At 65.6% G+C, this 25,048-nt stretch carries 22 protein-coding genes; 13 read left to right on the forward strand and 9 right to left on the reverse strand.

The window, feature by feature from the left end; translation table 11 throughout:
• Window positions 1-11: 11 nt before the first annotated feature.
• Genes LJ655_RS00475 through cbiE form a run of 3 tightly spaced genes read right to left on the reverse strand, consistent with a single transcriptional unit; the run spans window position 12 to window position 3,072 of the window.
• Window positions 12-752 carry a cobalt-precorrin-6A reductase gene (locus LJ655_RS00475; protein ID WP_230559300.1) on the reverse strand — a complete coding sequence of 247 codons (741 nt, stop codon included), beginning with the start codon at window positions 750-752 and terminating at the stop codon, window positions 12-14.
• The gene (locus LJ655_RS00480) at window positions 749-1,849 is read right to left on the reverse strand and encodes a cobalt-precorrin-5B (C(1))-methyltransferase (RefSeq protein ID WP_230559301.1); all 1,101 of its coding nucleotides are present in this window, start codon (window positions 1,847-1,849) and stop codon (window positions 749-751) included. Before LJ655_RS00480 ends, LJ655_RS00475 begins: the two co-directional genes overlap by 4 nt.
• Window positions 1,849-3,072, reverse strand: coding sequence for a precorrin-6y C5,15-methyltransferase (decarboxylating) subunit CbiE (gene cbiE, locus LJ655_RS00485; protein WP_230559302.1), 1,224 nt, complete (start codon window positions 3,070-3,072; stop codon window positions 1,849-1,851). The genes LJ655_RS00480 and cbiE overlap by 1 nt, the downstream gene beginning before the upstream one ends.
• 314 nt (window positions 3,073-3,386) lie before the next feature.
• Between cbiE and cobG the strand changes: the two genes are divergently transcribed.
• Genes cobG through cobJ form a run of 4 tightly spaced genes read left to right on the forward strand, consistent with a single transcriptional unit; the run spans window position 3,387 to window position 7,964 of the window.
• Window positions 3,387-4,832: a precorrin-3B synthase gene (gene cobG, locus LJ655_RS00490; protein ID WP_329959667.1), complete on the forward strand. Its 1,446-nt coding sequence runs from the start codon at window positions 3,387-3,389 to the stop codon at window positions 4,830-4,832.
• The gene (locus LJ655_RS00495) at window positions 4,825-5,451 is read left to right on the forward strand and encodes a precorrin-8X methylmutase (RefSeq protein ID WP_230559303.1); all 627 of its coding nucleotides are present in this window, start codon (window positions 4,825-4,827) and stop codon (window positions 5,449-5,451) included. The genes cobG and LJ655_RS00495 overlap by 8 nt, the downstream gene beginning before the upstream one ends.
• Before the next feature lie 12 nt (window positions 5,452-5,463).
• Entirely contained in the window at window positions 5,464-6,195 is a 732-nt protein-coding gene (locus LJ655_RS00500) for a precorrin-2 C(20)-methyltransferase (RefSeq protein ID WP_230559800.1), read from the forward strand.
• Window positions 6,192-7,964, forward strand: a complete 1,773-nt coding sequence (cobJ, locus tag LJ655_RS00505; protein WP_230559304.1) for a precorrin-3B C(17)-methyltransferase — start codon at window positions 6,192-6,194, stop codon at window positions 7,962-7,964. The genes LJ655_RS00500 and cobJ overlap by 4 nt, the downstream gene beginning before the upstream one ends.
• Before the next feature lie 24 nt (window positions 7,965-7,988).
• On the opposite strand, the gene LJ655_RS00510 is transcribed toward cobJ, so the two are convergent.
• On the reverse strand, window positions 7,989-10,610 hold the full coding sequence (locus LJ655_RS00510) for an AAA family ATPase (RefSeq protein ID WP_230559305.1): 2,622 nt from the start codon (window positions 10,608-10,610) through the stop codon (window positions 7,989-7,991).
• On the reverse strand, window positions 10,607-11,812 hold the full coding sequence (locus tag LJ655_RS00515) for a metallophosphoesterase family protein (protein WP_230559306.1): 1,206 nt from the start codon (window positions 11,810-11,812) through the stop codon (window positions 10,607-10,609). Before LJ655_RS00515 ends, LJ655_RS00510 begins: the two co-directional genes overlap by 4 nt.
• Before the next feature lie 221 nt (window positions 11,813-12,033).
• Here LJ655_RS00515 and LJ655_RS00520 point away from each other — a divergent pair, with 221 nt between their 5' ends.
• The 4 genes from LJ655_RS00520 (at window position 12,034) to LJ655_RS00535 (ending at window position 17,233) form a co-directional block, all read left to right on the forward strand.
• Window positions 12,034-13,314, forward strand: a complete 1,281-nt coding sequence (locus LJ655_RS00520) for a DUF445 domain-containing protein (protein ID WP_230559307.1) — start codon at window positions 12,034-12,036, stop codon at window positions 13,312-13,314.
• 213 nt (window positions 13,315-13,527) lie between these two features.
• Window positions 13,528-15,501, forward strand: a complete 1,974-nt coding sequence (locus LJ655_RS00525) for an AI-2E family transporter (RefSeq protein ID WP_230559308.1) — start codon at window positions 13,528-13,530, stop codon at window positions 15,499-15,501.
• 291 nt (window positions 15,502-15,792) lie between these two features.
• Complete coding sequence (locus LJ655_RS00530; protein WP_230559309.1) at window positions 15,793-16,419, forward strand: DUF1326 domain-containing protein; 627 nt, start codon at window positions 15,793-15,795, stop codon at window positions 16,417-16,419.
• Window positions 16,370-17,233, forward strand: coding sequence for a DUF2182 domain-containing protein (locus LJ655_RS00535; RefSeq protein WP_230559310.1), 864 nt, complete (start codon window positions 16,370-16,372; stop codon window positions 17,231-17,233). Before LJ655_RS00530 ends, LJ655_RS00535 begins: the two co-directional genes overlap by 50 nt.
• 154 nt (window positions 17,234-17,387) lie before the next feature.
• Here LJ655_RS00535 and LJ655_RS00540 read toward each other — a convergent pair whose 3' ends face one another.
• Together LJ655_RS00540 and LJ655_RS00545 are read right to left on the reverse strand one after the other, a co-directional pair.
• Window positions 17,388-18,293, reverse strand: coding sequence for a hypothetical protein (locus LJ655_RS00540; RefSeq protein WP_230559311.1), 906 nt, complete (start codon window positions 18,291-18,293; stop codon window positions 17,388-17,390).
• A gap of 94 nt (window positions 18,294-18,387) precedes the next feature.
• Window positions 18,388-19,587: a glycosyltransferase family 2 protein gene (locus LJ655_RS00545; protein WP_230559312.1), complete on the reverse strand. Its 1,200-nt coding sequence runs from the start codon at window positions 19,585-19,587 to the stop codon at window positions 18,388-18,390.
• Window positions 19,588-20,174: 587 nt separating this feature from the next.
• Here LJ655_RS00545 and LJ655_RS00550 point away from each other — a divergent pair.
• From LJ655_RS00550 to LJ655_RS00570, 5 genes are all read left to right on the forward strand, one after another.
• Window positions 20,175-20,447, forward strand: coding sequence for a hypothetical protein (locus LJ655_RS00550; RefSeq protein ID WP_230559313.1), 273 nt, complete (start codon window positions 20,175-20,177; stop codon window positions 20,445-20,447).
• A gap of 205 nt (window positions 20,448-20,652) precedes the next feature.
• Window positions 20,653-21,102: a hypothetical protein gene (locus LJ655_RS00555; protein WP_230559314.1), complete on the forward strand. Its 450-nt coding sequence runs from the start codon at window positions 20,653-20,655 to the stop codon at window positions 21,100-21,102.
• Window positions 21,099-21,665: a transglycosylase SLT domain-containing protein gene (locus LJ655_RS00560; protein ID WP_230559315.1), complete on the forward strand. Its 567-nt coding sequence runs from the start codon at window positions 21,099-21,101 to the stop codon at window positions 21,663-21,665. The genes LJ655_RS00555 and LJ655_RS00560 overlap by 4 nt, the downstream gene beginning before the upstream one ends.
• Entirely contained in the window at window positions 21,662-22,231 is a 570-nt protein-coding gene (locus LJ655_RS00565; RefSeq protein WP_230559316.1) for a hypothetical protein, read from the forward strand. The genes LJ655_RS00560 and LJ655_RS00565 overlap by 4 nt, the downstream gene beginning before the upstream one ends.
• A 62-nt stretch (window positions 22,232-22,293) precedes the next feature.
• Window positions 22,294-22,398, forward strand: a complete 105-nt coding sequence (locus tag LJ655_RS00570; protein ID WP_230559317.1) for an immunity 52 family protein — start codon at window positions 22,294-22,296, stop codon at window positions 22,396-22,398.
• A gap of 241 nt (window positions 22,399-22,639) precedes the next feature.
• Here the strand turns inward: LJ655_RS00570 and LJ655_RS00575 are convergent, their stop codons facing one another.
• Entirely contained in the window at window positions 22,640-23,623 is a 984-nt protein-coding gene (locus LJ655_RS00575) for a 2-dehydropantoate 2-reductase (protein WP_230559318.1), read from the reverse strand.
• Between the two features lie 161 nt (window positions 23,624-23,784).
• The gene (locus tag LJ655_RS00580; RefSeq protein WP_230559319.1) at window positions 23,785-24,984 is read right to left on the reverse strand and encodes an amino acid aminotransferase; all 1,200 of its coding nucleotides are present in this window, start codon (window positions 24,982-24,984) and stop codon (window positions 23,785-23,787) included.
• Window positions 24,985-25,048 lie beyond the last annotated feature (64 nt).

The following is a 25,048-nucleotide window of genomic DNA, read 5'->3' on the forward strand; positions in this document are numbered from 1 at the left end:
CCACTATTGGCTCAATTAGCCGGATCGGCGGCCGCCTGCCCGGGCAACGCATCGAGAAGATCGGCCACGGTGGCGAACTCGCGATCGACACCGGGCAACACCGGCCGGCGCAGCATGATCACCGGCAAGCCACGTTCGCGCGCGACCTCGAGCTTCGCCTCGGTCGCGCCGCCGCCGCTGTTCTTGCTGACGACGACATCGAACGCCTGCAGCGCGAACAGCGCGCGTTCGCCGTCGAGCGTGAACGGTCCGCGCGCGGCGAGCACGCGCGAGCGCGCGGTGTCCGGATGCGAATCGAGCATCCGCACGGTCCAGAACTGATGCGGCGGGATTTCGTCGAGATGCGCGAGCGGCTCGCGTCCGAGCGTGAAAAGCGGCCGCCTGAACGGCGCCAGCGCCGCGATCAGTTCGTTCCAGTCGCCGGCCATGCGCCAGTCGTCGCCGGCTTGCGGTTGCCACGCCGGACGACGCAGCGCCCAGCACGGCACCTTCGCCACCCGGCACGCCGCTACGGCGTTCGCGCTGATTTGCGCCGCGTACGGATGCGTCGCGTCGATCACGACGCCGATCCGCTCGGCCGCGAGGTAGCGCGCTAGCCCCTCGCCGCCACCGAAGCCGCCGACGCGCACCGCGCACTTCAGGTCGTCGGGCACTTTGCCGAGTCCCGCGAGGCTGTACACGTGCGCGGGACCGAGTTGGCGCGCGATCTTCAGCGCGTCTCCGGTGCCGCCGAGCAGCAGCATGCGCATCATCGCGCGGCTCCGACGAGCTTGCCTTGCCGGTCGATCGCGAACATTTCGACGCGGACCGCCGGCGGCACGATGTCGCGCGCAACGGCCAACGCATGGGCGCAGACGATATCGCCGAGCGGCACCTGCTGCGCGTGCGCGAGCGCGAGCGCCTGCTGGCTCGTGTTCGCCGCTCGCATCGCCGCTTGCAGCGCGGCGTCGGCGCCATGCGCGGCTGCCCACGCGGCGAGTTGTTCGAGGTCGATGCTCGAATTGCGGCTATGCAGATCGAGATGACCGGCCGCGAGCTTGCTGAGCTTGCCAAAGCCGCCGCACATGCTCAGACGCTCGACCGGCGCGCGCTTCATATGCTTGAGCACCGCGCCCGCGAAATCGCCCATTTCGATCAGTGCGATATCGGGCAGGCCGTAATGTGCGCGCATTGCGTCCTCGCTCGCGTTGCCGGTGCAGGCGGCCAGATGCGTATAACCGTTCGCCCGCGCGACGTCGATGCCCTGATGGATCGACGCGATATACGCCGAGCAGGAAAACGGCCGCACGATGCCGGTGGTGCCGAGTATCGACAGTCCACCGACAATGCCGAGACGCGGGTTCATCGTTTTCAGCGCGAGCGCTTCGCCGCCTTCGACGCCGATCGTCACTTCGAAGCCGCCGCGATACGCGTGGCGTGCGGCGAGTTCGCCGAGGTGTTGCGTCATCATCTGGCGCGGAACCGGATTGATTGCGGGCTCGCCGACCGGCAGCGTGAGCCCCGCGCGCGTGACGGTGCCGACGCCCGGCCCCGCACGAAAAATCACACCCGGCTCGGGCATGAGGCGCACACGCGCAAACACGAGCGCGCCGTGCGTCACGTCGGGATCGTCGCCCGCATCCTTGATCGTGCCGGCTTCGGCGATCCTCTCGCCGTCGGCGGTGGCGAGACGGCAGAACACGAGCCGCATCGGCACAAGCTGACCCTTCGGCAACACGATCTGCGCGACCTCGCTGATCTCGCCCGCGAGCAGCAGCCGCGCGGCCGCCAACGACGTCGCGGTGGCGCAGCTGCCGGTCGTATAACCGCTGCGCAGCGGCGCCGGTTGTTCGGGGGTCTCGTCGCGCATCACGAGTCGGACGACGGCTGCGGGTGCTTCGTCACATCGAGCAACGTGATCGGCAATGCCTGCCGCCACGTATCGAAGCCGCCGAGCGGTTGGGCGTGCGCTAGCGCGATGCGCGTCAGCGTGCCGCCATGCCGCTCGCGCCACGCCGCGAGCACCGCCTCGCCTTGCAGCGTCACCGCGTTGGCGACGAGCCGGCCGCCGTCGCGCAACTGCGACCAACAGGTGTCGAGCACGCCGGGCTCGGTGACGCCACCGCCGATGAATACCGCATGCGGCGCCGGCAGCCCCCGCAACGCTTCGGGAGCGCGGCCCGCCACCAGTTGCAGGCCGGGCACGCCCAACGCATCGCGATTCTGTCCGATGAAACGCTGCCGCGCCTCGTGCGCTTCGATCGCGATCGCGCGACAGCTGGGATGCGCGCGCATCCATTCGATGCCGATCGAACCGCTACCGGCGCCGACGTCCCATAGCAATTCCCCGGGCGCGGGCGCGAGGCGCGCGAGCGTGATTGCGCGGACGTCGCGTTTGGTCAACTGGCCGTCGTGGATGAAGGCGTCATCTGGCAAGCCGCAGGTCAGCGGCAGACGCGGCGCTTGCGGCGACGCGCGGCAGTCGAGCGCGATCAGATTGAGCGCCGCCATCTCGCCGGCCGGCCATTGATCCGCGCGGCCGTCGACACGCCGTTCGAGTTCGCCGCCCAGATGTTCGAGCACGGTCATGCAAGTTGCGCCGAATCCGCGCGCGTCGAGCGACGCGGCCAGCGCCGCGGGCGTGCGCCCGTCGGCGCTCAGCACGAACAGGCGCGCACCATCATGCAGATGCGCATTCAGCGCGGCGAGCGGCCGGCCGACCAGCGACACCGTCGCGACCTCCTGCAACGGCCAGCCGAGCCGCGCGGCCGCGAGCGACAACGACGACGGCGCTGGCAGCACGCGCAATTCGCCAGCCGGCAACTGCCGCGCGAGCGTCGCGCCGACGCCGAACAGCATCGGGTCACCGCTCGCGAGCACGCACACCGCGTGCGGACGTTCGGCGAGCAACGGCGCGAGATCGAATGGACGCGGCCACGCGGCACGGCGCGCGGCGAGCCGCGCGGGCAGCATCGCCAGATGGCGCTCGCCGCCGTACACGACCGACGCGCTCAGCAACGCACGCCGCGCGGGCCGCCCCAAACCGGCGAAGCCGTCGTCGCCAATGCCCACTACAGTCAGCCATGCCGGCATGCATCCATCCTCATCAGTTGCATCGATTCTCTAGCGTTTTGCGCCGCCCCGCGTCATGCATCCGGCTGTGCGCGGGCTCGGACGGCGGCTTACGAAAGTCCGCATGATACCGCCGCCGTACGGCCCGCGGGTACGCGGCGTGGCGCCATACCGTCGGGCTCGGCGGCATGGCGCGATGGCCGACAAACCGGCACTGCGGCCACAGCGTAAAGATATAATGGCCGCTTTCATTGCTCACGGTCAGCCCGAAGCGCTGGTCCGGCCGTATGGTTCACGCCGGCCCCCATCGGGCAGGATGCAGCGAGGCCGCAGCCATGCCGTCGCGCGACGCTAAACCCGGTGCCCTCTTGAATCGAGCTTCGCCTCCCCCCGTTCTGTCCAACGCGATCACGACACCGCGGCCCTCGGCATGTCCCGGGCTGCTGCGCATCGTCCCCGCGCTCGACGGCGGCATCTGCCGCATCAAACTGCCCGGCGGCGTACTGAGCGCAACGCAGGCGCACGCGATCGCCGACGCGAGCACCCGGTACGCGAACGGCGTCGCCGAGCTGACCAATCGCGCGAACCTGCAGCTGCGCGGTGTGCATCGCGCACACGAAGCGGCCTTGAGCGAGGCGCTGATTCACGCGGGTCTCGGGCCCGATTCAGCGCTCAGTTCCGCCGACGACGTCCGCAACGTGATGATCAGCCCAGCCGCCGGCCGCGATCCGTATGCGCTGATCGACACGACGCCGCTGTGCGCAGAATTGCTCGCGCTGCTGCAAAGCGACGCGCGCTTCGCGGCGTTGTCGCCGAAATTCGCGCTGCTGCTCGATGGCGGAGAACGGCTCGCGCGAGTCGATCATCCGCATGATGTATGGCTCGCGGCGTCGCCTGACGAAGGCGGCGTGCGCTTCGTGTTCGGCCTCGCGGGATGCCCGGCTTCCGCCCACCTGAACGCAAACGCGAACACCGGCGGCCCTCGCGACGCCAACGGCACGGGCGCGCTCGCAGCCGTGCCGCCGTCGCGCGTGCCCGCGCTCGTGCGCGCGTTGTTGCTCACGTTCCTCGACCTGGCCGCCGCCGACGCAACCCGCATGCGCGACCTGCTCGCCACGCACTGCGCCGATGCGCTGCTGCGGCACGCGCAACGCTACGTCGATTTTCCGCTCGCGCGCGACGCGTCGCTCGGCCATTGGCAACGACACATTCCCGCCGACGCGTCGCTGCGGCTCGGCGCGCACGCGCAGCGCGGCGACGGCACATCGCACGTCGGCGGCCAGCCGCCGCTCGGCCGCATCGACGCGGCCACGCTGCGCGGCCTGGCCCATCTGGCGGACAAGCACGGCAACGGCATGCTGCACGCAACGCCGTGGCAAAGCGTGCTGCTGCCCGATATCGCGACGCAGGCCGTGGCCGCCGTGCTCGCAAAACTGACCGCGCTCGGCCTCGCCTGCGATCCCGCGCAAGCCATCACGCATGTCATCGCGTGCGCCGGATCGGCCGGCTGCGCGAAGGGCCAGGCCGACACCAAGACCGACGCGCTGCAACTGGCCGAGCGCTTGCCCCCCGGCGTCGACGTGCATCTGACGGGCTGCCCGCGCTCGTGCGCGGCCGCGCATTGCGCGCCCTATACGCTGCTCGCCGCCGCGCCCGGCCTCTATGACCTTTATCGACGCGACGGCCGTCCCGGCTTCGGCCAATGCGTCGCACCCCAACTGACGATCGACGAGGCCGCCGCACTGCTCGCGCGCCTCGCCCGGAGTACCCCTCATGCTTGATTACATTCGCGACGGTCAGGAGATCTATCGCCAATCGTTCGCGACGATCCGCGCGGAGGCCGACCTCGCGCGCATCCCCGCCGACCTCGAAAAACTCGCGGTGCGCGTGATCCACGCGTGCGGCATGATCGACGTGATCGAAGACCTCGCGTTCTCCAATGGCGCGGGCAGCGCGGGCCGCATCGCGCTCGCGCAGGGCGCGCCGATCCTGTGCGACGCGGGCATGGTCGCGCAGGGCATCACGCGTGCGCGCCTGCCGGCGAACAACCAAGTGATCTGCACGCTCACGCATGCGGACGTGCCCGCGCTCGCGCGCGAGATCCGCAACACGCGCTCGGCCGCCGCGCTCGAATTGTGGCGGCCTCATCTGGCGGGCAGCGTCGTCGTGATCGGCAATGCGCCGACCGCGCTGTTTCATCTGCTCGACATGCTCGACGCCGGCGCGCCGAAGCCCGCGCTGATTCTCGGCTTTCCGGTCGGCTTCGTCGGCGCGGCGGAATCGAAGGCGGCACTCGCGCAAGACAGCCGCGGCGTGCCCTACGTGGTCGTGCACGGCCGGCGCGGGGGCAGCGCGATGGCCGCCGCCGCGGTCAACGCGCTCGCGACGGAGGTCGAATAAATGGCGAACCAGCTGACCAGCCGCGGGCGGCTGTACGGCATCGGCGTGGGCCCCGGCGATCCTGAACTGATCACGGTGAAGGCGCTGCGGCTGCTGAAAGCGGCGCCGGTGGTCGCTTATTTCGTTGCGAAGGGCAAGAAAGGCAACGCGTTCGGCATCGTCGAAGCGCATCTGCACGACGCTCAGCAGCATCTGCCGCTCGTCTATCCGGTCACGACCGAAGCGCTCGAACCGCCGCTCTCATACGAAGCGGTCATCGCGGACTTCTACGATACCGCCGCCGAGATCGTCGCGAGCCATCTCGACGCGGGTCGCGACGTCGCCGTGATCTGCGAGGGCGATCCGTTCTTCTACGGCTCGTACATGTATCTGCACGACCGGCTCGCCGCGCGCTACGACAGTGAGGTGGTGCCGGGCGTGTGCTCGATGCTCGGCGGCGCGGCGGTCCTCGGCGCACCGCTCGTGTATCGCAACCAGAGCCTGTCGGTGCTCTCGGGCGTGCTGCCCGAGGATGAACTGCGCCGCCGTCTCGCCGATGCGGACGCCGCGGTCATCATGAAGCTCGGCCGCAACTTCGACAAGGTGCGGCGTGTGCTCGACCAACTCGGACTCGCGCAGCGCGCGCTCTACGTCGAACGCGCGACGATGCGCAGTCAGCGCATCGTGCCGCTCGCCGAAGTCGATCCGATGGCGTCGCCGTATTTCTCGTTGCTGGTCGTGCCGGGGCAGAAATGGCAAGGATGAACGCGCCCGCCATCGTGATTCTCGGCGCGGGTGCGCTCGCCACCGCGCGACGGATTCAGGCGCTGTATGCCGAGCGTGGCGCCCATGCCGAGCCTCAGGTTGCCGCGAATTGCCAGGTCCATGCGCTGCAGGGCCGCGTCGAGGCCGACGTTTCGTACACCGAGCTCGGCGCGCATCTGCGTGAGCTGTATGCGCGCGGCACGCCGATCGTCGCGCTGTGCGCGGCCGGCATCGTGATCCGCTGCCTCGCGCCGCTGCTGTCGAACAAAGGCGCCGAGCCGCCCGTGCTCGCGGTCGCCGAGGACGGCAGCGCGGTCGTGCCGCTGCTGGGCGGCCTCGCGGGCGTCAACGTGATGGCGCGCGATATCGCTGCCGCGTTGAGCGTGCAACCCGCGATCACGACGAGCGGCGAACTGCGCTTCGGCACCTGCGTGCTCAATCCGCCCGATGGCTATGCGCTCGCCGACCTGGGCCAAGGCAAGCGCTTCGTGTCGGATCTGCTCGCGGGCGAAAGCACGCGCATCGAAGGCGACGCACCGTGGCTCGACGACGCGCAACTGCCGCGCTCGGCGTCGGCGCGTCTCGCGATTCGCGTGACGCCGCGCGCATGGGATGGGCGTCATGATGAACTCGTGATTCATCCGCGCTGTGTCGTGGCGGCCGTGGTCAGCGAGCATGGGGGCGCGCATGCCGGTACCGGTACCGCCGACGCAACCGTCGCGCGCGTGCGCGCGGCACTGAACGCGCACGGTCTCGCTCCGCTTTCGCTCGCGGCCATGCTCGCGCCATCGGCAAGCATGGCCGACCCGGCGCTCGCGCAAGCGGCCATGCTGCTCGGCGTGCCGCTGCGCTTCGCCGATGCCAGCGCCGAACCGGGAGAGCCGGGCGCCAAGGCGCTGCTACGCGCGGTGCTGCGCATCCCGCACGAAACGCTGGCCGGCGACGCACACGCGAGCGTCGCGCTCGCCCTCTCCGCGCTCACCATCGACCCCGCGACGATCGGCCGTGCGCGCGGCCGTCTGACGGTAATCGGCCTCGGTCCCGGCCACGCCGACCTGATGGTCCCGGCCGCGCGCACCGCGTTGAACGAAGCGACCGACATTCTCGGCTACGACACCTACGTCAAGATGGCCGGCCCGTTGCGCCCCGGTCAACGCGTGCACGGCACCGACAATCGCGAGGAAATGCAGCGCGCGCGGCACGCGTTCGAGCTCGCGAGCGAAGGCCGCTCGGTCGTGATGGTGTCGTCGGGCGACCCCGGCGTGTTCGCGATGGCGGCCGCCGTGCTCGAAGCGCTCGAAGCTTCGCAAAACGAAGCATGGGCCGCGGTCGAACTGTCGATCGTACCGGGCGTTTCGGCGGCGCTCGCGACCGCCGCGCAGGCCGGCGCGCCGCTCGGCCACGACTTCTGCATGCTGTCGCTGTCGGACAACCTGAAGCCGTGGACCATCATCGAAACCCGCCTGCGCCATGCGGCGCAAGCCGACCTCGTAATGGCGTTCTACAACCCGGTTTCGCGCGCGCGTCCGTGGCAACTCGACAAGGCGCTCGACATCGTGCGGGAGTATCGTGCGCCATCGACCCTGGTGGTGCTGGGGCGCGATATCGGCCGGCCCGGCGGCACGCTGCGCACGCTGACGCTCGCCGAGCTGCGCTCGGCCGACGTGGATATGCGCACGATGGTGATCGTCGGATCGTCGTTGACGAGAAGATTCGCCTGCGGCGATAGCGGTGCGCAATGGGTGTACACGCCTCGGTGGTACGGGTGAGCGCGCGGTACCGGCCTGCCCCGCTCACGCCACCTTCAAATCCTCCACCGCCCGCTGCCTGACGCCGAGGTCGTCCCATAGCTCCGGGTGACACGTGAACACCAGGATCTGATGCCGCGTCGCCGCGTCGATCAATGCGCGCTTGAGCGCGTCGCGGCGTGCGGCATCGGTGTGGACCGCCGCGTCGTCGAGCATCAGCAGGGTCGGGCGGCCTGAGGCTTGCAGCAGGTCCGCGTAAGCCAGCCGCGTCAGGATGCCGAGTTGTTCGCGCGTGCCGAAGCTGAGCGCGTCGAGCAGTTCCGCGCGGCCGTCGCGATCGAGCATCGCCGGAATCAGATCGTCACCGAGCGCGAGACTCGACTGCGGAAAAATCCGCTTCAGATAGTGACCGAGCCGCTCGGTCAGCGGCGCGCGCAATTGCGCGAGCGCCGCGTCGCGTTCATCGACCAGCACTTCGTCGAGCAGACTCAGCGCGCTGGCGCGCAAGCTCAACTCGTCCTTGCGACGCATGGCCTGCTCGACCTGCGCTTCGAGCGCCGCCAGCCGTTCGCCGAGGCCCGATGCACCCATCGTTTCGAGCTGACTGCGCAGCTCCGCGATCCGCAGTTGGCGCTCGTGCTGCTCGCTGCGCGCGAGTTCCGCCGAGGCGCGATAGCGCTTCGCCTCCGCCACGGGATCGTCGAGGCGGGCCGCATCGAGTTCGCGTTCGCGCTCGCCGCGCTGGTTCTTCAACGCGTCGACCTTCACGCGCTGCTCGACGATGTGCGCCTGCCACTGCGCGCGGTTGCGCCGGAACGCTTCGTCGTTCAACTGCGCTTCCTTGCGCTGCAGTTGCGCCGCGAGCGAATCGGCCTGCGCGACGCCGGTGGATTGCGCGGCAGCCGCCTGCGCGAGCACCTTGCGCGCGGCCTCCAACGCGTCGCGCGCGACATCGGCGTGGCGGCGCGCGTCATCGAGCGGCGCAGCCCCCGACACATCGGGCAGGCTCGCGAGACGCTCGCGCGACGCCTGCAAGCGCGCCGCCGTCGATGCCAGCGCCGAGCGCAACGCATCGATGCCCTGCGGCGCATGCACCTCGACAATCCTCGCCTGGCTCTTCTGTTGCGCGACCAGCGTTCTCCATTGCTCGTGACGCGCCTGCGCATCGCCCACCGACGCGACGCCGAGCGCTTGCAGCAACTGCGCGTGCTTTGCTTCGAGTGCCGCAAGTTCCGAAATCTGTGCGGACAGATCCGAGACGCCCGGAATCACGCGCAACTCGCCGAGCTCGCCGAGGCTGATGTGCTTTTCTTCGTCGACGCGCAGCACCCCGGTTCCGCTGATCGTTTGATCGCCGACGCTCATCTCGCCGTTCAACCGGTACTCGATGCGTGTCATCGCCGCTTCGGTCCGCGCGCGCAGCACGGTCAATTCCCCGTCGAGCGCGACGAGGCGCTTTAACTGCGCATCGTCAAGTTCGAGCGCCGCCGCCTCTCGCGCGGCCTGCAACACAGCCGCGTTCGCCTTGTCCGCCTCGACGATCGACGCTTCGAGCCGCTGGCTCTCCGTCCGATAGAAATCGACCTGGCTGCGCAGATCGGCGGCGGTCACGGCTGCGTTCGCGAGTTCGAGCGCGCGGCTCGCCTCGGCCGATGCCTGCTCGCATTGCGCCACACGGCTTTGCGCCTGAGCATGCGCGGTCTGCGCCGCCGCGACCGCGGCGCGCGCCGCGTCGAGTTGCCCGCGTTCACGCGCGATGGCAGCCTCCAGGTCGAGGGCGTTCTGCTCCTGCTGCACGGACAGCGCGAGTTGCGCCTCGCCGATCTCCAACGACTGCGCGAGATCGCGCAGACCGCGCTCGAGCCCTTCGAGCGCCGCGGCGCGTTGCTGTGCAAGCGCGGCCTTCTGCTCGTGAAGCTCCCACGGCCGCTTGCGCTCGGCGTCGTCGAATGCCTGCTGTTGCGCGGCAAGGCGCGCAATGTTGTCGTCGAACTGCTGACGCTGCTGTTGCAGTTCGTCCCGGCTCGCGCTCAGCGCGGCGAGCTTCTGTTCGGCCTCGGCGAGAGGCCCGGTCGACTTCTGCGTACGCGCGGTCAGCAGTTGCCGCAGTTCGCGCTGCACGGCCGCGATCAGCGCGTCCTCGCCGCCCGCTTCGCGGCCGCCCGACAGTTGCGTGAGCGCGTCGCGCAGATACTGCGCCGCGTGCCCCGTCGAGTCACGCATCTCCTGCGTGCCGCCCTGCTGCACCCACAAGAGCCCCGGCACGCCGGCGTTCTCCGCTTTCATCGGCCCGCGCGCCGCGCGCGAGAATCCAAGCAGTGCCGCGAGTTTGTCTTCGGCCTCGTCCTCGCTATACACGGCCTGGCCGATCCGCAGCTCGCAGCGCTGGCGCGACACGAACTGTTTGGACAGACGGCACGCCACACCATCGAGTTCGAAGCTGACTTCGACCGACGGCTGCCCGCTCGCGAGCCCCCACGGCAGCAGGTCCTTCAGATGCGAGGCCTTGTAGCGTTCGAGAAATACCGTGCGCACCGCCTCGGCGATCGTGCTCTTGCCTGCCTCGTTCGGGCCGATGAACAGGTTGAGGCCGGGCTGCAGATCGTCGATCACGAGCTGCCCGTTGAACTGTCTGAATTCCCGAATCGCGATACGTTGCAGCTTCATGCGCAGGCTCCTTCGCGCGGCAGTTCAGGTTGTTGCCGGCCGCGCGCCTGCGCGGGAGGCGCGGCATTCGAATCGCGTTGCCGCTGTTCGCGCTGAAAACGCGCGAGCAGCAGCAACGCCTCCGCCGCGCGTCGAGCCTGCTGCGGATCGGCTTGCGCGTCTTCCTGCAAGCCCAGCAGCCGCGCGACCACCTTGGCGAGATAGCCGCTTTGCGCGCCGAGTTCGGCGAGATCGTCGGCGGTGGGGAGCACGTGCAGGGCGGCGAGATCGGCACGCAACGCGCGCACGCGGGCGCGGGCCTCTTCGACGGCGACATGCAGCGCCTCGGCATCGGCGAGCGCCGCCGTGCCGTCGACCTCGATGCGCAGCACGTCATTCGCGCCGAGCACGGCGAGGCGGGCTTTCAACGCATCGACGTCGGTCGGCACCGAGATCGTCTCATCCCAGCGATGCCACCGATATTGCCCGACCCGCACCGCTTCGACCGTCGGTACGGCGCCCGGCTCGCCGATGGTGACGTCGAGCACGAAGCCCGGTTCGTTCGCACGAAACCGGTCCTGCTCGTGCGTGCCCGCGTACCACGTGCGTTCGTCGACGCGCAGATGACCGTGCCAGTCGCCGAGCGCCAGATAGTCGAGCCGCGCGCTCGCGGCGCGCGTCGGCGCAATCGGATTCGACGAATCGATGCCTTCCTGCAGAATGCCGCCGACGCTGCCATGCGCAAGCCCCACGCGGTGATAGCCGGGCGGCGTGTCGGTGGTGTCGAAGAACGCGGTGGTGTCGTCGTAAGTGATGCGCTGCGTGAGCGGCGCGCACAGCAGCGCGCAGCGGCATGCGTCGAGCAGCACGACGCCGGGTTCCAGCACGAGGCGCACGTTCGGCGCGACGCAATTGAGCCGCTGCGCGCGCGTCCACACGCTTTCGACGAGCGCCGCATCGTGATTGCCCGGCAGCATGATCCACGGCCCGGGAAACGCTTGCAGCGCGGCAAACAGACGCCGGATCACGGTATCCGACACCGTCTGCAGATCGAACACGTCGCCCGCGACGAGCACCGCGTCGACCCTGCGCGCGCTCGCTTCTTCGGCGATGCGGCGCACCGTGTCGAAGCGCGCCTGCGCGAGATGCGCGGCCTCGTCCGGCTCGAACTGGCCGAATTGCGTGCCGATCTGCCAGTCCGCGGTGTGCAGAAACCTGATCACTGTGCCTCCATTGCGATTGCGTGGCGCGTATTGCGTTGTACGTGTTGCGTTGGGTTCGACGAAGAGCCCAACCGGGAATGTTACCTTGCCGAAGGGCCGGCGCGTATTGCTCCCGCGCGTATCGAGGCTGGACGTGCGCGCGGGCCGTATCGCATCATTGCAACCGGATCGACCGGCCCCTTCCACCCTTGAGCCGCCGCCCGACAGGATCAATCGCGCCGATGGACAAAACCACCGAACTGAAGAAGGCCAAGCGCACGCCTTTGCTGCTGCTCGCCGCGGCCGCCTGCGTTTTCGCCGTCACCGCGTTCCTGCCGCGCGGCCTGTGGGTCGACGGCATCAAGGCGGTCGCCGAGGCCGCGATGGTCGGCGCGCTCGCCGACTGGTTCGCGGTCGCCGCGCTGTTCCGCCGTGTGCCGATCCCGGTCGTCTCCGCCCATACCGCGATCATCCCGCGCAACAAGCACAAGATCGCCGACAATCTCGCGCACTTCGTGCAGGACAAGTTTCTCGACGTGCCTTCGCTGGTCGGCCTGATCCGCCGGCACGATCCGGCGCAGACCGTCACCGTGTGGCTCAGCGAGCCCGCGAACACCGCGCGCCTCGGCGACTACGTGGTGCGGCTCACCGGCGGCATTCTCGACGTGGCCGACGACGCGCGCATCCAGAGCTTCATCAAGGGCGCGTTGCGCGACGTGCTCGCGAAAGTCGATCTGTCGCAATCGCTCGGAGCGATTCTCGACACGCTCACGCGCGATGGCCGTCATCAGGAACTGCTCGACACCGCGATCGATCAGTTGACTGCGGTGCTGCGCGAGGCGCCGGCGCGTGAGTTCATCGCCGCTCGGATCGTCGATTGGGTGAAGAGCGAGTATCCGACGATGGAGAAGTTTCTGCCGTCAGCGTGGCTCGGCGACAAGGGCGCCGAAGCGATCGCGAGCGCCGCGAACCGTATGCTCGAGCAGATCGCGGAGAACCCCACGCACGAGCTGCGCGACAGGTTCGACCGGGTGGTGCAGAAGCTGATCGTGCGGTTGAAGACCGATCCCGTTTTCCTGCAGCAAGGCGAAGCGCTCAAGCGTTATCTGATCGAAGGCGAGGCGTTCAGCGGCTACGTGAAGGATATGTGGGGCGAACTGCGCGCGTGGCTCAAGCGCGATCTGACGAGCGCCGATTCGACGCTGCATGCGCGCGTCGCCGCGATGGGCGCGTGGGTGGGCCGCGAACTCGCGCGCGATCCGGCGCTGCGGCAATCGCTGAACGATCACCTCGAGGAAGCGGCGCGCGCGATGGCGCCGGACTTCGCGCAGTTCCTCACGCGCCATATCAGCGACACCGTGAAGAACTGGGACGCGCACGAGATGTCGCGCCAGGTCGAGATGAATATCGGCAAGGATCTGCAGTACATCCGTATCAACGGGACGATCGTCGGCGGGTTTATCGGCTTGTTGTTGTATCTGAGTTCGCGGATGCTGGAGATGCTGCGGGTGCATATGGGCTAGCTTGCGTGACCGACATCCCAGATTGGCCAGTCTGCGAAGACTTCCTGCCAAGGCCCGCAGACCGTCCGACAACGTCGTATCGGCCACTGAACCTTCCTGACCAGGCTCAGGTGCCGCGAGGGTTCCTCCAAACCGCCTACAATTCCGGCATGCCTCTTGCGGACGAGCTGCTCCGCCCAACCGTCAACCCGTCCCAACCAGAATTCCGTTCACATGAAAATATCGCTACCGCCGCCGCAAGGAAGGCCGAACCGCGTCTACCCGCCGGGCACGCCGGGCCTGCATGGGCTCGTCTCGCTGATCACCGGCGTCGTAGTCGTGTGCGGACTGTACTTCGGCCGGGAGGTACTGATTCCGATCACGTTGTCGGTGTTGCTGAGCTTCCTGCTCGCGCCGCTCGTGCAGATGCTGCGGCGTTTTCACATGGGTCAGTTGACGTCGATCTTCATCGCGGTGCTGTTCGCGCTCGCCTCGCTGCTCGCAGTCGGCGCGCTGATCGGCGCGCAACTCGTGCAGCTCGCGAACGCTCTGCCGCAGTATCAGGAAGCGATCGAGCAGAAGATCGAAACGGTGCAGGAAAAGACCGTCGGCCGCGCCGATTCGCTGATGACCAGCGCCGCCAGCGCGCTGCAGCGCATGGCGCCATCGCGCCCCGCGCCGCCGCACCCGACCGGCCGCGCCGCGCGCAATGCGCCGCAAGTGCCGCAACAGGTCGAGGTCCACGAGCCCGCGCCGACCCCGGTGCAGCTTGCGCAGCGCGCGCTGTCGCCGGCCATCGCGCCGATCGAGACGACCTTCATCGTGCTCGTCGTGACGATCTTCATTCTGTTGCAGCGTGAGGATTTGCGCGATCGCCTGATCAGCCTGTTCGGCTCGCGCGACCTGCACCGCACCACCACCGCGATCAACGACGCCGCCGGTCGCCTGTCGCGCTATTTCGTCGCGCAGCTCGGCGTGAACCTGAGCGTGGGCGGCATCATCGCGATTGGGCTCGCGATCATCGGCGTGCCCGGCGCGCTGCTGTTCGGCGTGATCGCCGCGCTGCTGCGCTTCGTGCCGTACATCGGCATCTGGATCGCGGCGCTCCTCGCGTTTTTGCTCGCGGCCGCGATCCAGCCGCAATGGACCATGGCCGTTCTGACGCTGGTCCTGTTCATCGTCGTCGACGTCGCCGCCGGGCAGATCGTCGAGCCGCTGCTGTACGGTCATCGCTCGGGCCTCTCGCCGCTCGCGGTGGTCGTCGCGGCGATTTTCTGGAGCTGGCTGTGGGGACCGGTCGGCCTCGTGCTGTCGACGCCGCTCACGCTGTGCGTCGTCACGCTCGGGCGCTACGCGGACCGGCTGAACTTCCTGACCGTGCTGCTCGGCGATCAGCCCGCGCTGACGCCCGCGCAGAACTTCTATCAGCGCCTGCTCGCCGACGATCCGGACGAGGCCATCGTGCAGGCCGAGCGGCTGTTGCGCGAGATGTCGCTGATCGACTACTACGACAAGGTCGCGCTCGAAGGCCTGCGCCTCGCGCGCAACGACGCGCTGCGCGGCGTGCTGATGCCCAACCAGTTGCAGCGGATCAACGACGCGCTCGTCGATATCGTCGAGAACCTCGAAATCGCCGAGGGGCTGCGCGATACGCTGTCGCCCGGCGTACCGGCGGACGCGGGTAGCACGCTGCGCGCCGCCACGTCGGATCTGGCGTCGCCGGATGCAGGCAGCGCGCGGCGCTACGGCAGCGACCTGCTCACACGCTCGCAACCGTCGGACGAAGCGGGCAAGACAGTGGTGCTGTGCGTGCCCGGCCGCGGCGCGTTCGACGAGGTGACCACCGCGATCGCGGTGCAACTGCTGAACCGCCAAGGCTTCGCGCCGCTGATGGCGACGCACTCGGGTTATCGCAGCGCGCATGCCGACGAGCCGAGTTTCAAGGACGCGTCGATCATCTGCATCGTGTCGCTCGACGCGCCCGAGTCGCCGGCGTATCTGCGCAACATGCTGCGCCGCACGCGCGAATGGCGGCCGCGCGCAACGCTCGTGGTCGGCGTCGGCGAGGCCCCGGAAACCGGCATCGAGCCCGATGCGGCCGGCGATCTGCACACGTCGCCAACGTTCCGGGCGATGATCGAGGCATGTCACGCGGCGAACGGCGCGCGGGCCGCGCGGCAGCCGCCGCAAGCGGCCGGCGCGGGCTGAAAATACGACGGCGGCTCGAGACGGGTTGGTTCGAAAAAACCGCGAGGACGCGCGACGGGCGAACATGAGCGGGTCCGCGCGCTCGAAACGGGGACACAGCTAGCGCTAAAACAATGGCTAGCCTTCCGCCGATTTATGCCTATATTCAACGTGAAGCCTGCGACGCTCTGACCTGAGCAGGATTGGCACCACCGTCGTTATCGTCGAAAACAAACGCGAGCGGGCCCATTGCGCCCTTCAACACGTCGACGCGGTCCGGTGCAATGCAGCCGTAATGACCGGGAGACGACGATGGCAACCCCAACCTGGAAGATCAGCGGTCAATACTACGAAACGTGCAGTTGCGATTTCGTGTGCCCATGCCTGCCCGGACAACTGGCCGTCAGACCGAGCAAGGGCTCATGCACGTTTGCCATGGCATTTCAGATCGAGCGCGGCCAGCACGAGGCGGTGTCCCTCGATGGCCTCGGATTCATCCTTCTCGGTGTGTCACCGGAAGCAATGGCAAAGGGGAACTGGTCCGTCGGCGTTATCGTCGATGAGCGTGCCAGCGAGGAGCAGCGCGACGCGATCAAGGCGATTACCAGCGGCACGGAAGGCGGACCGATGGCGGCTCTGTCGCCGCTCGTCAGTTCATTTGTCGGGGTGGAGTCCGCGGCGATTCGCTTCGAGCGCAATGGGCTGAAGTGGTCCGTGACCTCGCCGCAATTCGTCGACATGGCCGCTGAAGGTGCGATGGGCATCAATCCCAACGCGACCGAGCCGCTTCGTCTGGACAACACAGGTCATCCGGCCGCCGATTGCTTGACACTGGCTCATGCCTCGCGCAGTCACGTCCGCGCGCTCGGCTTCGAGTGGGATGACGTGAGTGGGCAGAACAACGGTCAATATGCGCCTTTTTCCTGGCAAGGTGCGTAACCTGGCTACCGCTTCTCGAGCACCCAATCCCGGTTCCGTCGCGAGCCTCTCGAGGCGCGAGCGCATTCTCATTCTGGGTTGCGTTGCCGCGGTCGTGACGCTGTCCTGGGCGTTTCTCTTCTATCTCGATCATCAGATGTCGTCGGCAAGACAGCACGACCAAATGATGATGGAGATGGGAATGTCGATGGCGGCACCATGGACGGCAGCCGACATCCTCTTCACGTTTGCAATGTGGGTCGTCATGATGGTCGGCATGATGACTGGATCGGCGATGCCCGTATTGCTTCTTTTCGCAAGGGCGCATACCGGACGGGGCGGAAGCAGGACGCCGTTTGTCGTCCTCGCGTTCGCGCTGGGCTATCTGGCGGTGTGGGTCGGCTTCAGCGCATGCGCGACGCTTGCGCAGTGGGCCCTCCACCAAGCCGCCCTGCTGTCACCGGAAATGGCTGCATCAAGCCCGCAGGTGGGCGGTGCGGTTCTTTGCGCCGCCGGCCTGTACCAATTGACACCGGCCAAGCGAGCATGTCTTACACACTGCCGAAGTCCGCTCGGGTTTCTCATGAGTCACTGGCGCGATGGGACGACGGGCGCATTGCAGATGGGAATGCGTCATGGTGCGTATTGCCTCGGGTGTTGCTGGGCGCTGATGTGTGTCCTGTTCGTAGTCGGTGTGATGAATCTTGTCTGGGTGGCGGCGCTAGCGCTATTTGTTTTTCTGGAGAAGGTCGGGCCAGCAGGCGTCGTTCTGGCGCGCGCGGCTGGGGCGGCGATGACTGCAGCCGGAATTCTGCTGTTTACCGGCGTTCTTTGAATTCTTCTTTTGAGTCGACGCACAGGACCGCAATTTTTTTGTCCGCCCTCCGCGCGTTCGCCCACCGGCGCAATGCTCGACCGCGCCGGCGTCGGTGCGAGCGAAGAGGTCCGCGCGGACTCGAAGTACCTCTGCGCCGCGACTGCGCAGACGCTCAGTTGAGCGGAAACAGCAGTCGCCCCGTCACGCTTGTGTACCGATATCCCGTGCCGCCGACCATGAAGCCGGACGCACGGTTGTTGGTCGTTTCAACGGCGATCTGCCACTGCACGGTCCGGCTGCGGTGATTCTGCAGGCCACCACGCACGCCCCAGATGTTGTCTGCCGCACCCGGCGTATTCTGACGCCCGGCGTCGGCGCTTACGAAAAACACCATCTTGTCGCTGAGCGCGGTCCGCCACGAGAGACCACCCGAATACTCATTCAGCCAGCGCGGAGAGTAGTAATTGCCTTGATTGGGGTTGCTATCGGAGTACGTCCGGGTCTTGATATACGCGTTCAGTCCGCTGTTCGCCACCAGTTCATAGTTCCATCGCGTGCGCAGGATCGGGCGCGTGTTGTCATCCGAGAACCGGAGCACACCAGCCACGGCCCCGACATTGAAACGCGGCGTGAACTGTTGTTCGAGCACGAGCATCAGGCTGTTGTAGGTGAGTCCCTTCTCGATGCCGACTATCGAGTCCACTACATCACGCTCGGCGCTCACGCCTAGCCCCGTGCTGGATGTGATGTGCCGCATGTAGTCCAATGCGCCCGTCACCGTCGTGTGACCATCGGTGTCCATCACGCCAAGCCGTGCGTCTGTGGTCTGCTGTGCGTTATGCTGGCGATATAACCCGTACCCACCGCGCCCTGTGGCTGCAAAGTCGGGCGCGCTGTAATGGGTGAGGCTTGCGCCCAATCCCCAGCCGTTGGCGAATAGATAGCCGAGGTTTCCCCGTTCTTCGTGGAAGTGGTCGCTGTCGTTGCTGTAGAGGATGTCGCCGATCAGCGCGCCGTACGCGCCCGGTCCATCATGAGATTGGGCGTGCGCAGGCGCGAGCGCGCTGATCGCAAGCATGACGAAGGCAGCGAGCGCGCGCCGGGGCAAGCGCACGTCCGCGCAGCAAGTTGAATGCATGAGGGGATTCCTTTCGTGATTGCGCGTTATCGGGTTACTTGGTGCCCCAGCGCTTGCTGCGTGTGATGAACTCCTGCACATACCCGACCACACAGGCGGGCTGCAGAATAAGTCCATAGAACAGGCTGTAGTAGATGAAGCCCAGCCAATTGCGGCGTACTTTCAGGCCCTGCTCGGTGAACATGCCGGACTGAATCCGGAACATGATTCCGTTGATGACTATCGCCATGGGAAGGACAAGCAGTGTCATCGGCCCCGCGATCCAGTAAATGCCGAACAGTGCCAACACCATTCCCGGGACGAAGGCGAACGTGTAGACCACATCCATGTACGGAAACAGCAGATTCCACCAGATGAATACCGTGGTCATGCGCGGCTTGAATAGCAACTGCCAATGCTCCTTGAAGGCCTCCATGAGGCCGCGAGACCATCGCTGGCGCTGCCGGATGAACTGCCGCAACGTCGTGGGTGCATTCGTGAACAGACAGGCGTTTTCCGCGAAGCCGACGCGATAGCCAGCTTTCAGGATGGCCCATGTCAGCACGATGTCTTCGCCGACCGAGTGAGGCCAGCCGCCGACTTGACGCAGCACGTCCGTGTCGTACACGGAGAAAGCGCCCTGCGCGACGAGTGTGCCCTGATAGAGACTCTGAATCCGCTTCGTGGCAGCGATGCCGTGGAAGTAGTCCCACTCCTGGATCCGCGTGACGAGATTGGCGCGCGAATTGCGCACGAGCACGGCGCCCGCGACCGCCCTCGTGTTCGGCGGATCGTTCACGTAGCGGCGCGTGAGGTTTTGCAGCGCATTGCGATACAGGTAGGAGTCGCCGTCCACCGTGACGGTCAGCGTGTGACGCACACGCTTCAAGCCCTCGTTGAGCGCGCGCGCCTTACCCATGTTCTTCGGAAGATGGACAACTTCGAGCCACGGATAGTCGAGGCGATCGAGCTCTGCAGCGGTGCCGTCAGAAGAACCATCATTGATCACGATGACCTGTAGCGCGCCGGCGTATGCCTGCCTGGCGATACTTTCGATCGTTTGCGCGATGTTGGCTTCTTCGTTGTACGCCGCCACCAGCACGCTGATGCCGGGCAACGGTTCGTTCGTTTCGCGCAATACCGGCCGGCGATCCATCAGCAGGCTCGACATCTGGAACGCGTTCATGAAACCCGGCACGATCGCGATGCCAAACAGGATCAGATAAGCCCAGACCGCGCCGAATACGTTACTCATCTCCGTCAGCCAGCGCTGACCCAAATAAAAAGAGAGCGCGCTCCAGATCGCAGCGAAAACGCACGCCAGCGCAAATTTGATTTTTACCGGCAAGTACCACCGTGAGTGGTTTCGGGTGGACGTAGCGCGGGCTGACGTCTCTAAGGCTCGCTCGCTGGTCAGCGGCAATGCGTCGGGATGTTCGCGGCTATTCACTTGATTTTAGGTTCTTATTTTCACGGGTCGCACATCAGGACTAGACCCTGGTTCGGTGCGACAAAGAACGCTCCCTGCCGCAGAAGAGCCCGAATTGTAAGAAATCGGCAATTAGTCTTGCAATATGTTTCTTGACGCAAACGTTAGCGTTGACGCTTATTTTCCACACATCCCTGCGGGGCAATTCGAGCGCTCGATATCAGCCAGAAAAGATGAGGTCGACCTGCCTTTGGAACGACCACGCGACTAAAGGTTGCTTCGGGTCCGTTTCGGTAGTGTTCCGAGAGAGTGCAGAAAGTCTGAAGGCAGGAAGAGTGCTCAAGGATAGGGTGGCCGTGGTGTAAGTTGATGAATGTCCAGTTCGTCAACCTGCCCGCGGGAGGGCTTACGCCATGGCCACGACCAAGCGTAGTACGAACCGGCCGCCAGCGGAAGCGCTGGTTGCCGGCGACCGAGACCTGCTGGAGCTCATGATCCAGGTCGGCCAGAACTACCAGCAGACCAATCGATGCGATCAGGAACTGTTCACGATGCTTGCGCTCGACGCGAAGGGGCTTACGAACCGCCAGTTGACACCGGAGAACGCGGCAGCCCTTCTCTCTAACGCTGCGCAAGGCGTGAACGCAAAGCTGGCGGCGATGGACGCTTCATGGACACAGCACTAACCGGCGTCGATCACTTACGGAAAAGCGGCTCAATGCCGCTTTTTTTTCGGGCGGTGACAGTAGAAAAATGCACCATAAATTGAGATAGGTAGAGCAATTGTGAAAATCTGTCGCGACAGTTTTATCTCAATTTAATGTCGTTGACCGTGTCGCGCCTTACATGGTTAATTCGTCGGGTGTGTTCTGAAAGAACAGAAGAGGTCAGATGGAACAACGGAAACAGAATGAAACTGTGGACAAGGAAGAGTGCGACCTTTGCCGTATCACTTATTCAATCTACTCCAAGTTCCCGCCAATGCCATCCGCAAAGGCACTGAACGCCGAAACCGGCGAATGGTTTCCGTTTGACAGGCTTCGGTCGTATTCAAACGGGTACCGAATGGCCGAGGCCCTAGGCTACGCATGGGCGTGTGATTGTCGCGGACGCTCAGAGAAGAGTTTCGACCAACATTTCCGGTTGACTGACCAAAGCACCGGAACGCCTTTGCAGGATATTCCGTATCGAATCATCAGCGAAAACGGAAGAAGTGTCGAACACAGAACAGACGCACAGGGCCGAACCGTTAAAGTATCAGGCGGACAAGACGAAGGCGTGACGCTCCACGTTTTTGAAGAACACGCCCCGATCGATCCAGAGTGGGACAAATATCTATGACCGTGACGCGCAAGGTAATCAAGAAGCACAACGCGAAACTTACTCCGAAATCGGATGCCACACCGGTGACGGTGCAGATCGACGGTTCGGCACGTCTACGCGAGATTCGGCAGTTGGTACGAGCGAACAACAAATCGACTCTCGATGACAATTTGATAATTTGCCAAATTTATATGGAATCACGCTTTGACTCTAGCGCTTCGCCTGCCGGTAGCACTGCAAAAGGCTTGATGCAGATGACGAAAGGCGCGGTGCAACAGGTCTATAAATATAGAGCACAAAAGACCTTGGGCCATATGCCGAGCGACGCGCAAACGCACCAGTTGTTCGCGGAGGCTGCAGCGGTACATGCTTCCTCTCAACTTGCTGACGATGCAACAAACATCGGATTAGGAACAGAGTACATGCAATACTGGATAGACAAGACGCATTCAGTTGATGCCGCGTATAAACTCTATCGCGGCCTGTCTAACGGCGTCTACTATAAGAAGATCAAAGAGTGCGCGGACAGTCTGAGCGCCGATCCCGAGTCAATGCAGCCCCTTCGGGACATGGTGAAATGAGAATAGCCGTTTTTATTGCGGTCCTATGTATTAGCTACGTCGCCGATGTGCAGTCCGCGATTGGAATGGAAACGGTTACGCGCTGCGAACTCGGGAGCGATCAAAGTCATACGCTCGCATTGCTGCGCGATCATCCTATAGATAGCACGGCTGTTTTCTATCTTAGCAAGGACAGCACCGAGCCAGTGCGTCTATATGCGGGGGACGAGGATCAATCGCGAGGCGATGAAATACAGGTGGCATGTATCGGTTCAACGGAGCGCGTATTCGTGATATCTGGCGAATTTACATCCAACTATCTCCAGGGCGTTGCGATCCGCTACAACACGAAAGCAGGGCGATGGGAGCGTGTCGATTTCGCCGAGCGCGAGCGCCCAGCCTCTGTCTATCTCGATCCGAAAGGGCTAGTCGTACTGATACCCAATAGCGGGCGGAACGAGTCTCCCGAGCGATACATTATTTACCGATATGACGCTGATGCCGGACGAGCGAAGCAAGCCTATTCCGACTATCTTCCGCATTCCGGGGTGATACAGATCCCTGCCCCAAAAAACCGACCAGAGTGACGACGACAAATACATTACATGGTTAATTCGTCGGGTGTGTTCTGAAGAACAGAAGAGGTCAGATGGAGCAACGGAAACAGGATGAAAGTGCGCACGTCAAGGTGGCGAACGATATCGAAATCCGCCTTGCGAACCAGGACCTGTGGCTGCGATTCATTGATCTGTAATCACACAGAGTCAGCCGTTGGATACAGAGCAGGCCCGCAGCCGAAGCGGGCCTTTCTACTCAGCGATCGGTCCGTTGGGGCGAGTCGTCACAACGCCACCTGCTTCGTTCTGCTGCGACTTCTGCTCGTTCAGTCGCGATCGTTGTCGTGAAGTCTCCGTATAGGAATGTCATTTCATGGACGCCCCAGGCGAGTGCAAGCGCCGGGGCATACTTCCACCGCAATTTCCCGCCCCACGACCTCACTGCTTCGGATACAACCCCAACGTACTCGCATGCAGCCGCGCAAGCCCGAGCAACGCATCCGTATAGGGCGTCGGCACGCGCGTGAGCTGCCCCAGTTCGCGCACCGCACCCACCAACGCATCGAGTTCGACCGCCTTGCCAGCCTGCACGTCCTGCAGCATCGAAGTCTTCATCGCACCGAGCTTCAGCGTGACCGCGTGACGGTCGTCTGGCGCCTGTTCGATCGGGATGCCAAAGCGCGCGCCGATTTCCTTCGCCTCCAGCATGACGTGGGTGACGAAGCCGCGCACGAGTTCGTCGCCGAGGATCCGGTCGGTCGTCGCGCCGGTGATCGCGCTGATCGGGTTCATCGTCATGTTGCCCCACAGCTTGAACCAGACGTCGCGCTGGATCTGCGCCGAGGGCGTTGCATGGAAGCCCGCCGCCTGCAACAGCGCGGCGAGCAGCTCGACGCGCTCGCTCGGCTTGCCCGACGCCTCGCCGACGATCAGCCCGTTGCCCTGGTGATGCCGGATCACACCGGGCGCATCGGTCAGGCAGCTTGCATGCACGACGCAGCCGACCGTCTGCGCAGTTGGGATCGCGGCGGCAATGGCGCCGTCGGCATCGATCGTCTTCAGGCGCTGGCCCGCCAGCTCTCCGCCGAGGCCGTCGCAGAACCACCACGGCACGCCGTTCATCGCCGTCAGCACGACGGTTTGCGGGCCGAGCAGCGGCTTGATATGCGCAGCTACCTCCGGCATCGCCGGCCCCTTCACCGCGATCACGACGAGCTCCTGGACGCCGAGTTCGGCTGGCTTGTCGCTTGCCTTCACCTGCTCGGCGTAAATCACGCCGCCTTCGATCAGCCGCAGACCATGCTGGCGTACAGCGTCGAGCGTCGCGCCGCGCGCGACCACGCTCACCTCGTGCCCCGCCTGCGCGAGCTTCACTCCTATCCATCCGCCGATCGCGCCGGCGCCATAGATCGCTGCTTTCATTGCCTGAGTCCTTACCTGTTGCTCCGTTGACTGCCGCGAGGCTTCGATCACTGCCGGTAGCTCGCATCGATCCGATCGAGCCGCCGCACCAGCGCATCGAGTGCGCGCCGCCCATCGGTGTTCACCGGGTACGGCGACAGCGGCCGGACCGCCGGACGATCTCAGGCGCCCGACACTACCGCCGCAATCGACGACGCGACATAGTCTGCGTTGCGCGCGTTCAGCCCCGCGACGCACATGCGTCCCGAGCGCAGCACGTATACCGCGTACTCGTTGCGCAGACGCTCGACCTGGCTTTCGGACAGGCCCGTGTAGGTGAACATGCCGCGCTGCGCGACATAGCGCGCGCGCATCACTTCATCGACGCGTCCCTCGAGCCCCGCGTGGATCACGTTGCGCATCGCCAGGATACGCTCGCGCATCGTGCCGAGTTCGGCTTCCCACGACGCGCGCAGCGTCGCGTCGGCGAGCACGTTGGCGACGAGGCGCGCGCCGTGCGTGGGCGGATTGCTGTAGTTCGCGCGCACCGCCGACATCAGCTGACCGGCCACGCGCGCGGCTTCGTCGGCGCTCTTGCAGACGACGCTCAACGCGCCGACGCGCTCGCCGTACAGCGAGAAATTCTTCGAGAACGAGTTCGCGACCATCAGCGGCACGTTCGCGTCGGCGAGCAGGCGCACGGGTGCGGCGTCTTCTTCGAGGCCCGCGCCGAAACCCTGGTAGGCCATGTCGACGAACGCGATCAGCTTGCGGCGCTGCAAAACCGGCACCAGTTCCGCCCATTGCGCCGGGCTCAGATCGACACCGGTCGGGTTATGGCAGCACGCGTGCAACAGCACGACGCTCTTTTCCGGGAGCGCGTCGATCGCGGCGAGCATCTCGGCGAAACGCAGGCCGCCCGTTTGCGCGTCGTAGTACGGATACGTGTTGACCGTGAGTCCCGCGCCTTCGAAGATGACGCGATGGTTTTCCCAGCTCGGGTCGCTGATCCACATCTGCGAGCCGGGGAAATAGCGCTTGAGGAAATCGGCCCCGACTTTCAGCGCGCCCGAGCCGCCGAGCGTTTGCAGCGTCGCGATCCGGCCTTCGGCGCGCGCCGCGCTGTTCGCGCCGAACACGAGCGCCTGCGCGGTGTCGCGATAGAGCGGCAGACCGGCCATCGGCAGATACGAGCGCGGGCCGATGGCGTCGAGCAGCGCGGTTTCGGCGCGGCGTACCGCGTCGATCACCGGCAGCTTGCCGGCGTCGTCGAAATAGATGCCGATGCTCAGGTTGACCTTGTTCGGCCGGGGGTCCAGCTGGAAGTCTTCGTTCAGGCTCAGAATCGGGTCGCCCGGATAGGCGGGAATGTGGTCGAACATGGCGGGTCCTTGATAGCGGCCTCTGGGGGCCTGTTGTAGCGGTCGTCCGCAGGGCGCTGGACGC

Source organism: Paraburkholderia translucens (assembly GCF_020881035.1).
Lineage (GTDB): Bacteria > Pseudomonadota > Gammaproteobacteria > Burkholderiales > Burkholderiaceae > Paraburkholderia > Paraburkholderia translucens.

Bases quoted from the DNA above. Each gene is read 5' to 3' on its own strand.
- LJ655_RS00475 (WP_230559300.1), bottom strand. From the start codon at position 752: ATGATGCGCATGCTGCTGCTCGGCGGCACCGGAGACGCGCTGAAGATC.
- LJ655_RS00480 (WP_230559301.1), bottom strand. From the start codon at position 1,849: ATGCGCGACGAGACCCCCGAACAACCGGCGCCGCTGCGCAGCGGTTAT.
- cbiE (WP_230559302.1), bottom strand. From the start codon at position 3,072: ATGCCGGCATGGCTGACTGTAGTGGGCATTGGCGACGACGGCTTCGCC.
- cobG (WP_329959667.1), top strand. From the start codon at position 3,387: ATGCCGTCGCGCGACGCTAAACCCGGTGCCCTCTTGAATCGAGCTTCG.
- LJ655_RS00495 (WP_230559303.1), top strand. From the start codon at position 4,825: ATGCTTGATTACATTCGCGACGGTCAGGAGATCTATCGCCAATCGTTC.
- cobJ (WP_230559304.1), top strand. From the start codon at position 6,192: ATGAACGCGCCCGCCATCGTGATTCTCGGCGCGGGTGCGCTCGCCACC.
- LJ655_RS00510 (WP_230559305.1), bottom strand. From the start codon at position 10,610: ATGAAGCTGCAACGTATCGCGATTCGGGAATTCAGACAGTTCAACGGG.
- LJ655_RS00520 (WP_230559307.1), top strand. From the start codon at position 12,034: ATGGACAAAACCACCGAACTGAAGAAGGCCAAGCGCACGCCTTTGCTG.
- LJ655_RS00525 (WP_230559308.1), top strand. From the start codon at position 13,528: ATGAAAATATCGCTACCGCCGCCGCAAGGAAGGCCGAACCGCGTCTAC.
- LJ655_RS00530 (WP_230559309.1), top strand. From the start codon at position 15,793: ATGGCAACCCCAACCTGGAAGATCAGCGGTCAATACTACGAAACGTGC.
- LJ655_RS00540 (WP_230559311.1), bottom strand. From the start codon at position 18,293: ATGCTTGCGATCAGCGCGCTCGCGCCTGCGCACGCCCAATCTCATGAT.
- LJ655_RS00545 (WP_230559312.1), bottom strand. From the start codon at position 19,587: ATGAGTAACGTATTCGGCGCGGTCTGGGCTTATCTGATCCTGTTTGGC.
- LJ655_RS00550 (WP_230559313.1), top strand. From the start codon at position 20,175: ATGGCCACGACCAAGCGTAGTACGAACCGGCCGCCAGCGGAAGCGCTG.
- LJ655_RS00555 (WP_230559314.1), top strand. From the start codon at position 20,653: ATGGAACAACGGAAACAGAATGAAACTGTGGACAAGGAAGAGTGCGAC.
- LJ655_RS00560 (WP_230559315.1), top strand. From the start codon at position 21,099: ATGACCGTGACGCGCAAGGTAATCAAGAAGCACAACGCGAAACTTACT.
- LJ655_RS00565 (WP_230559316.1), top strand. From the start codon at position 21,662: ATGAGAATAGCCGTTTTTATTGCGGTCCTATGTATTAGCTACGTCGCC.
- LJ655_RS00570 (WP_230559317.1), top strand. From the start codon at position 22,294: ATGGAGCAACGGAAACAGGATGAAAGTGCGCACGTCAAGGTGGCGAAC.
- LJ655_RS00575 (WP_230559318.1), bottom strand. From the start codon at position 23,623: ATGAAAGCAGCGATCTATGGCGCCGGCGCGATCGGCGGATGGATAGGA.
- LJ655_RS00580 (WP_230559319.1), bottom strand. From the start codon at position 24,984: ATGTTCGACCACATTCCCGCCTATCCGGGCGACCCGATTCTGAGCCTG.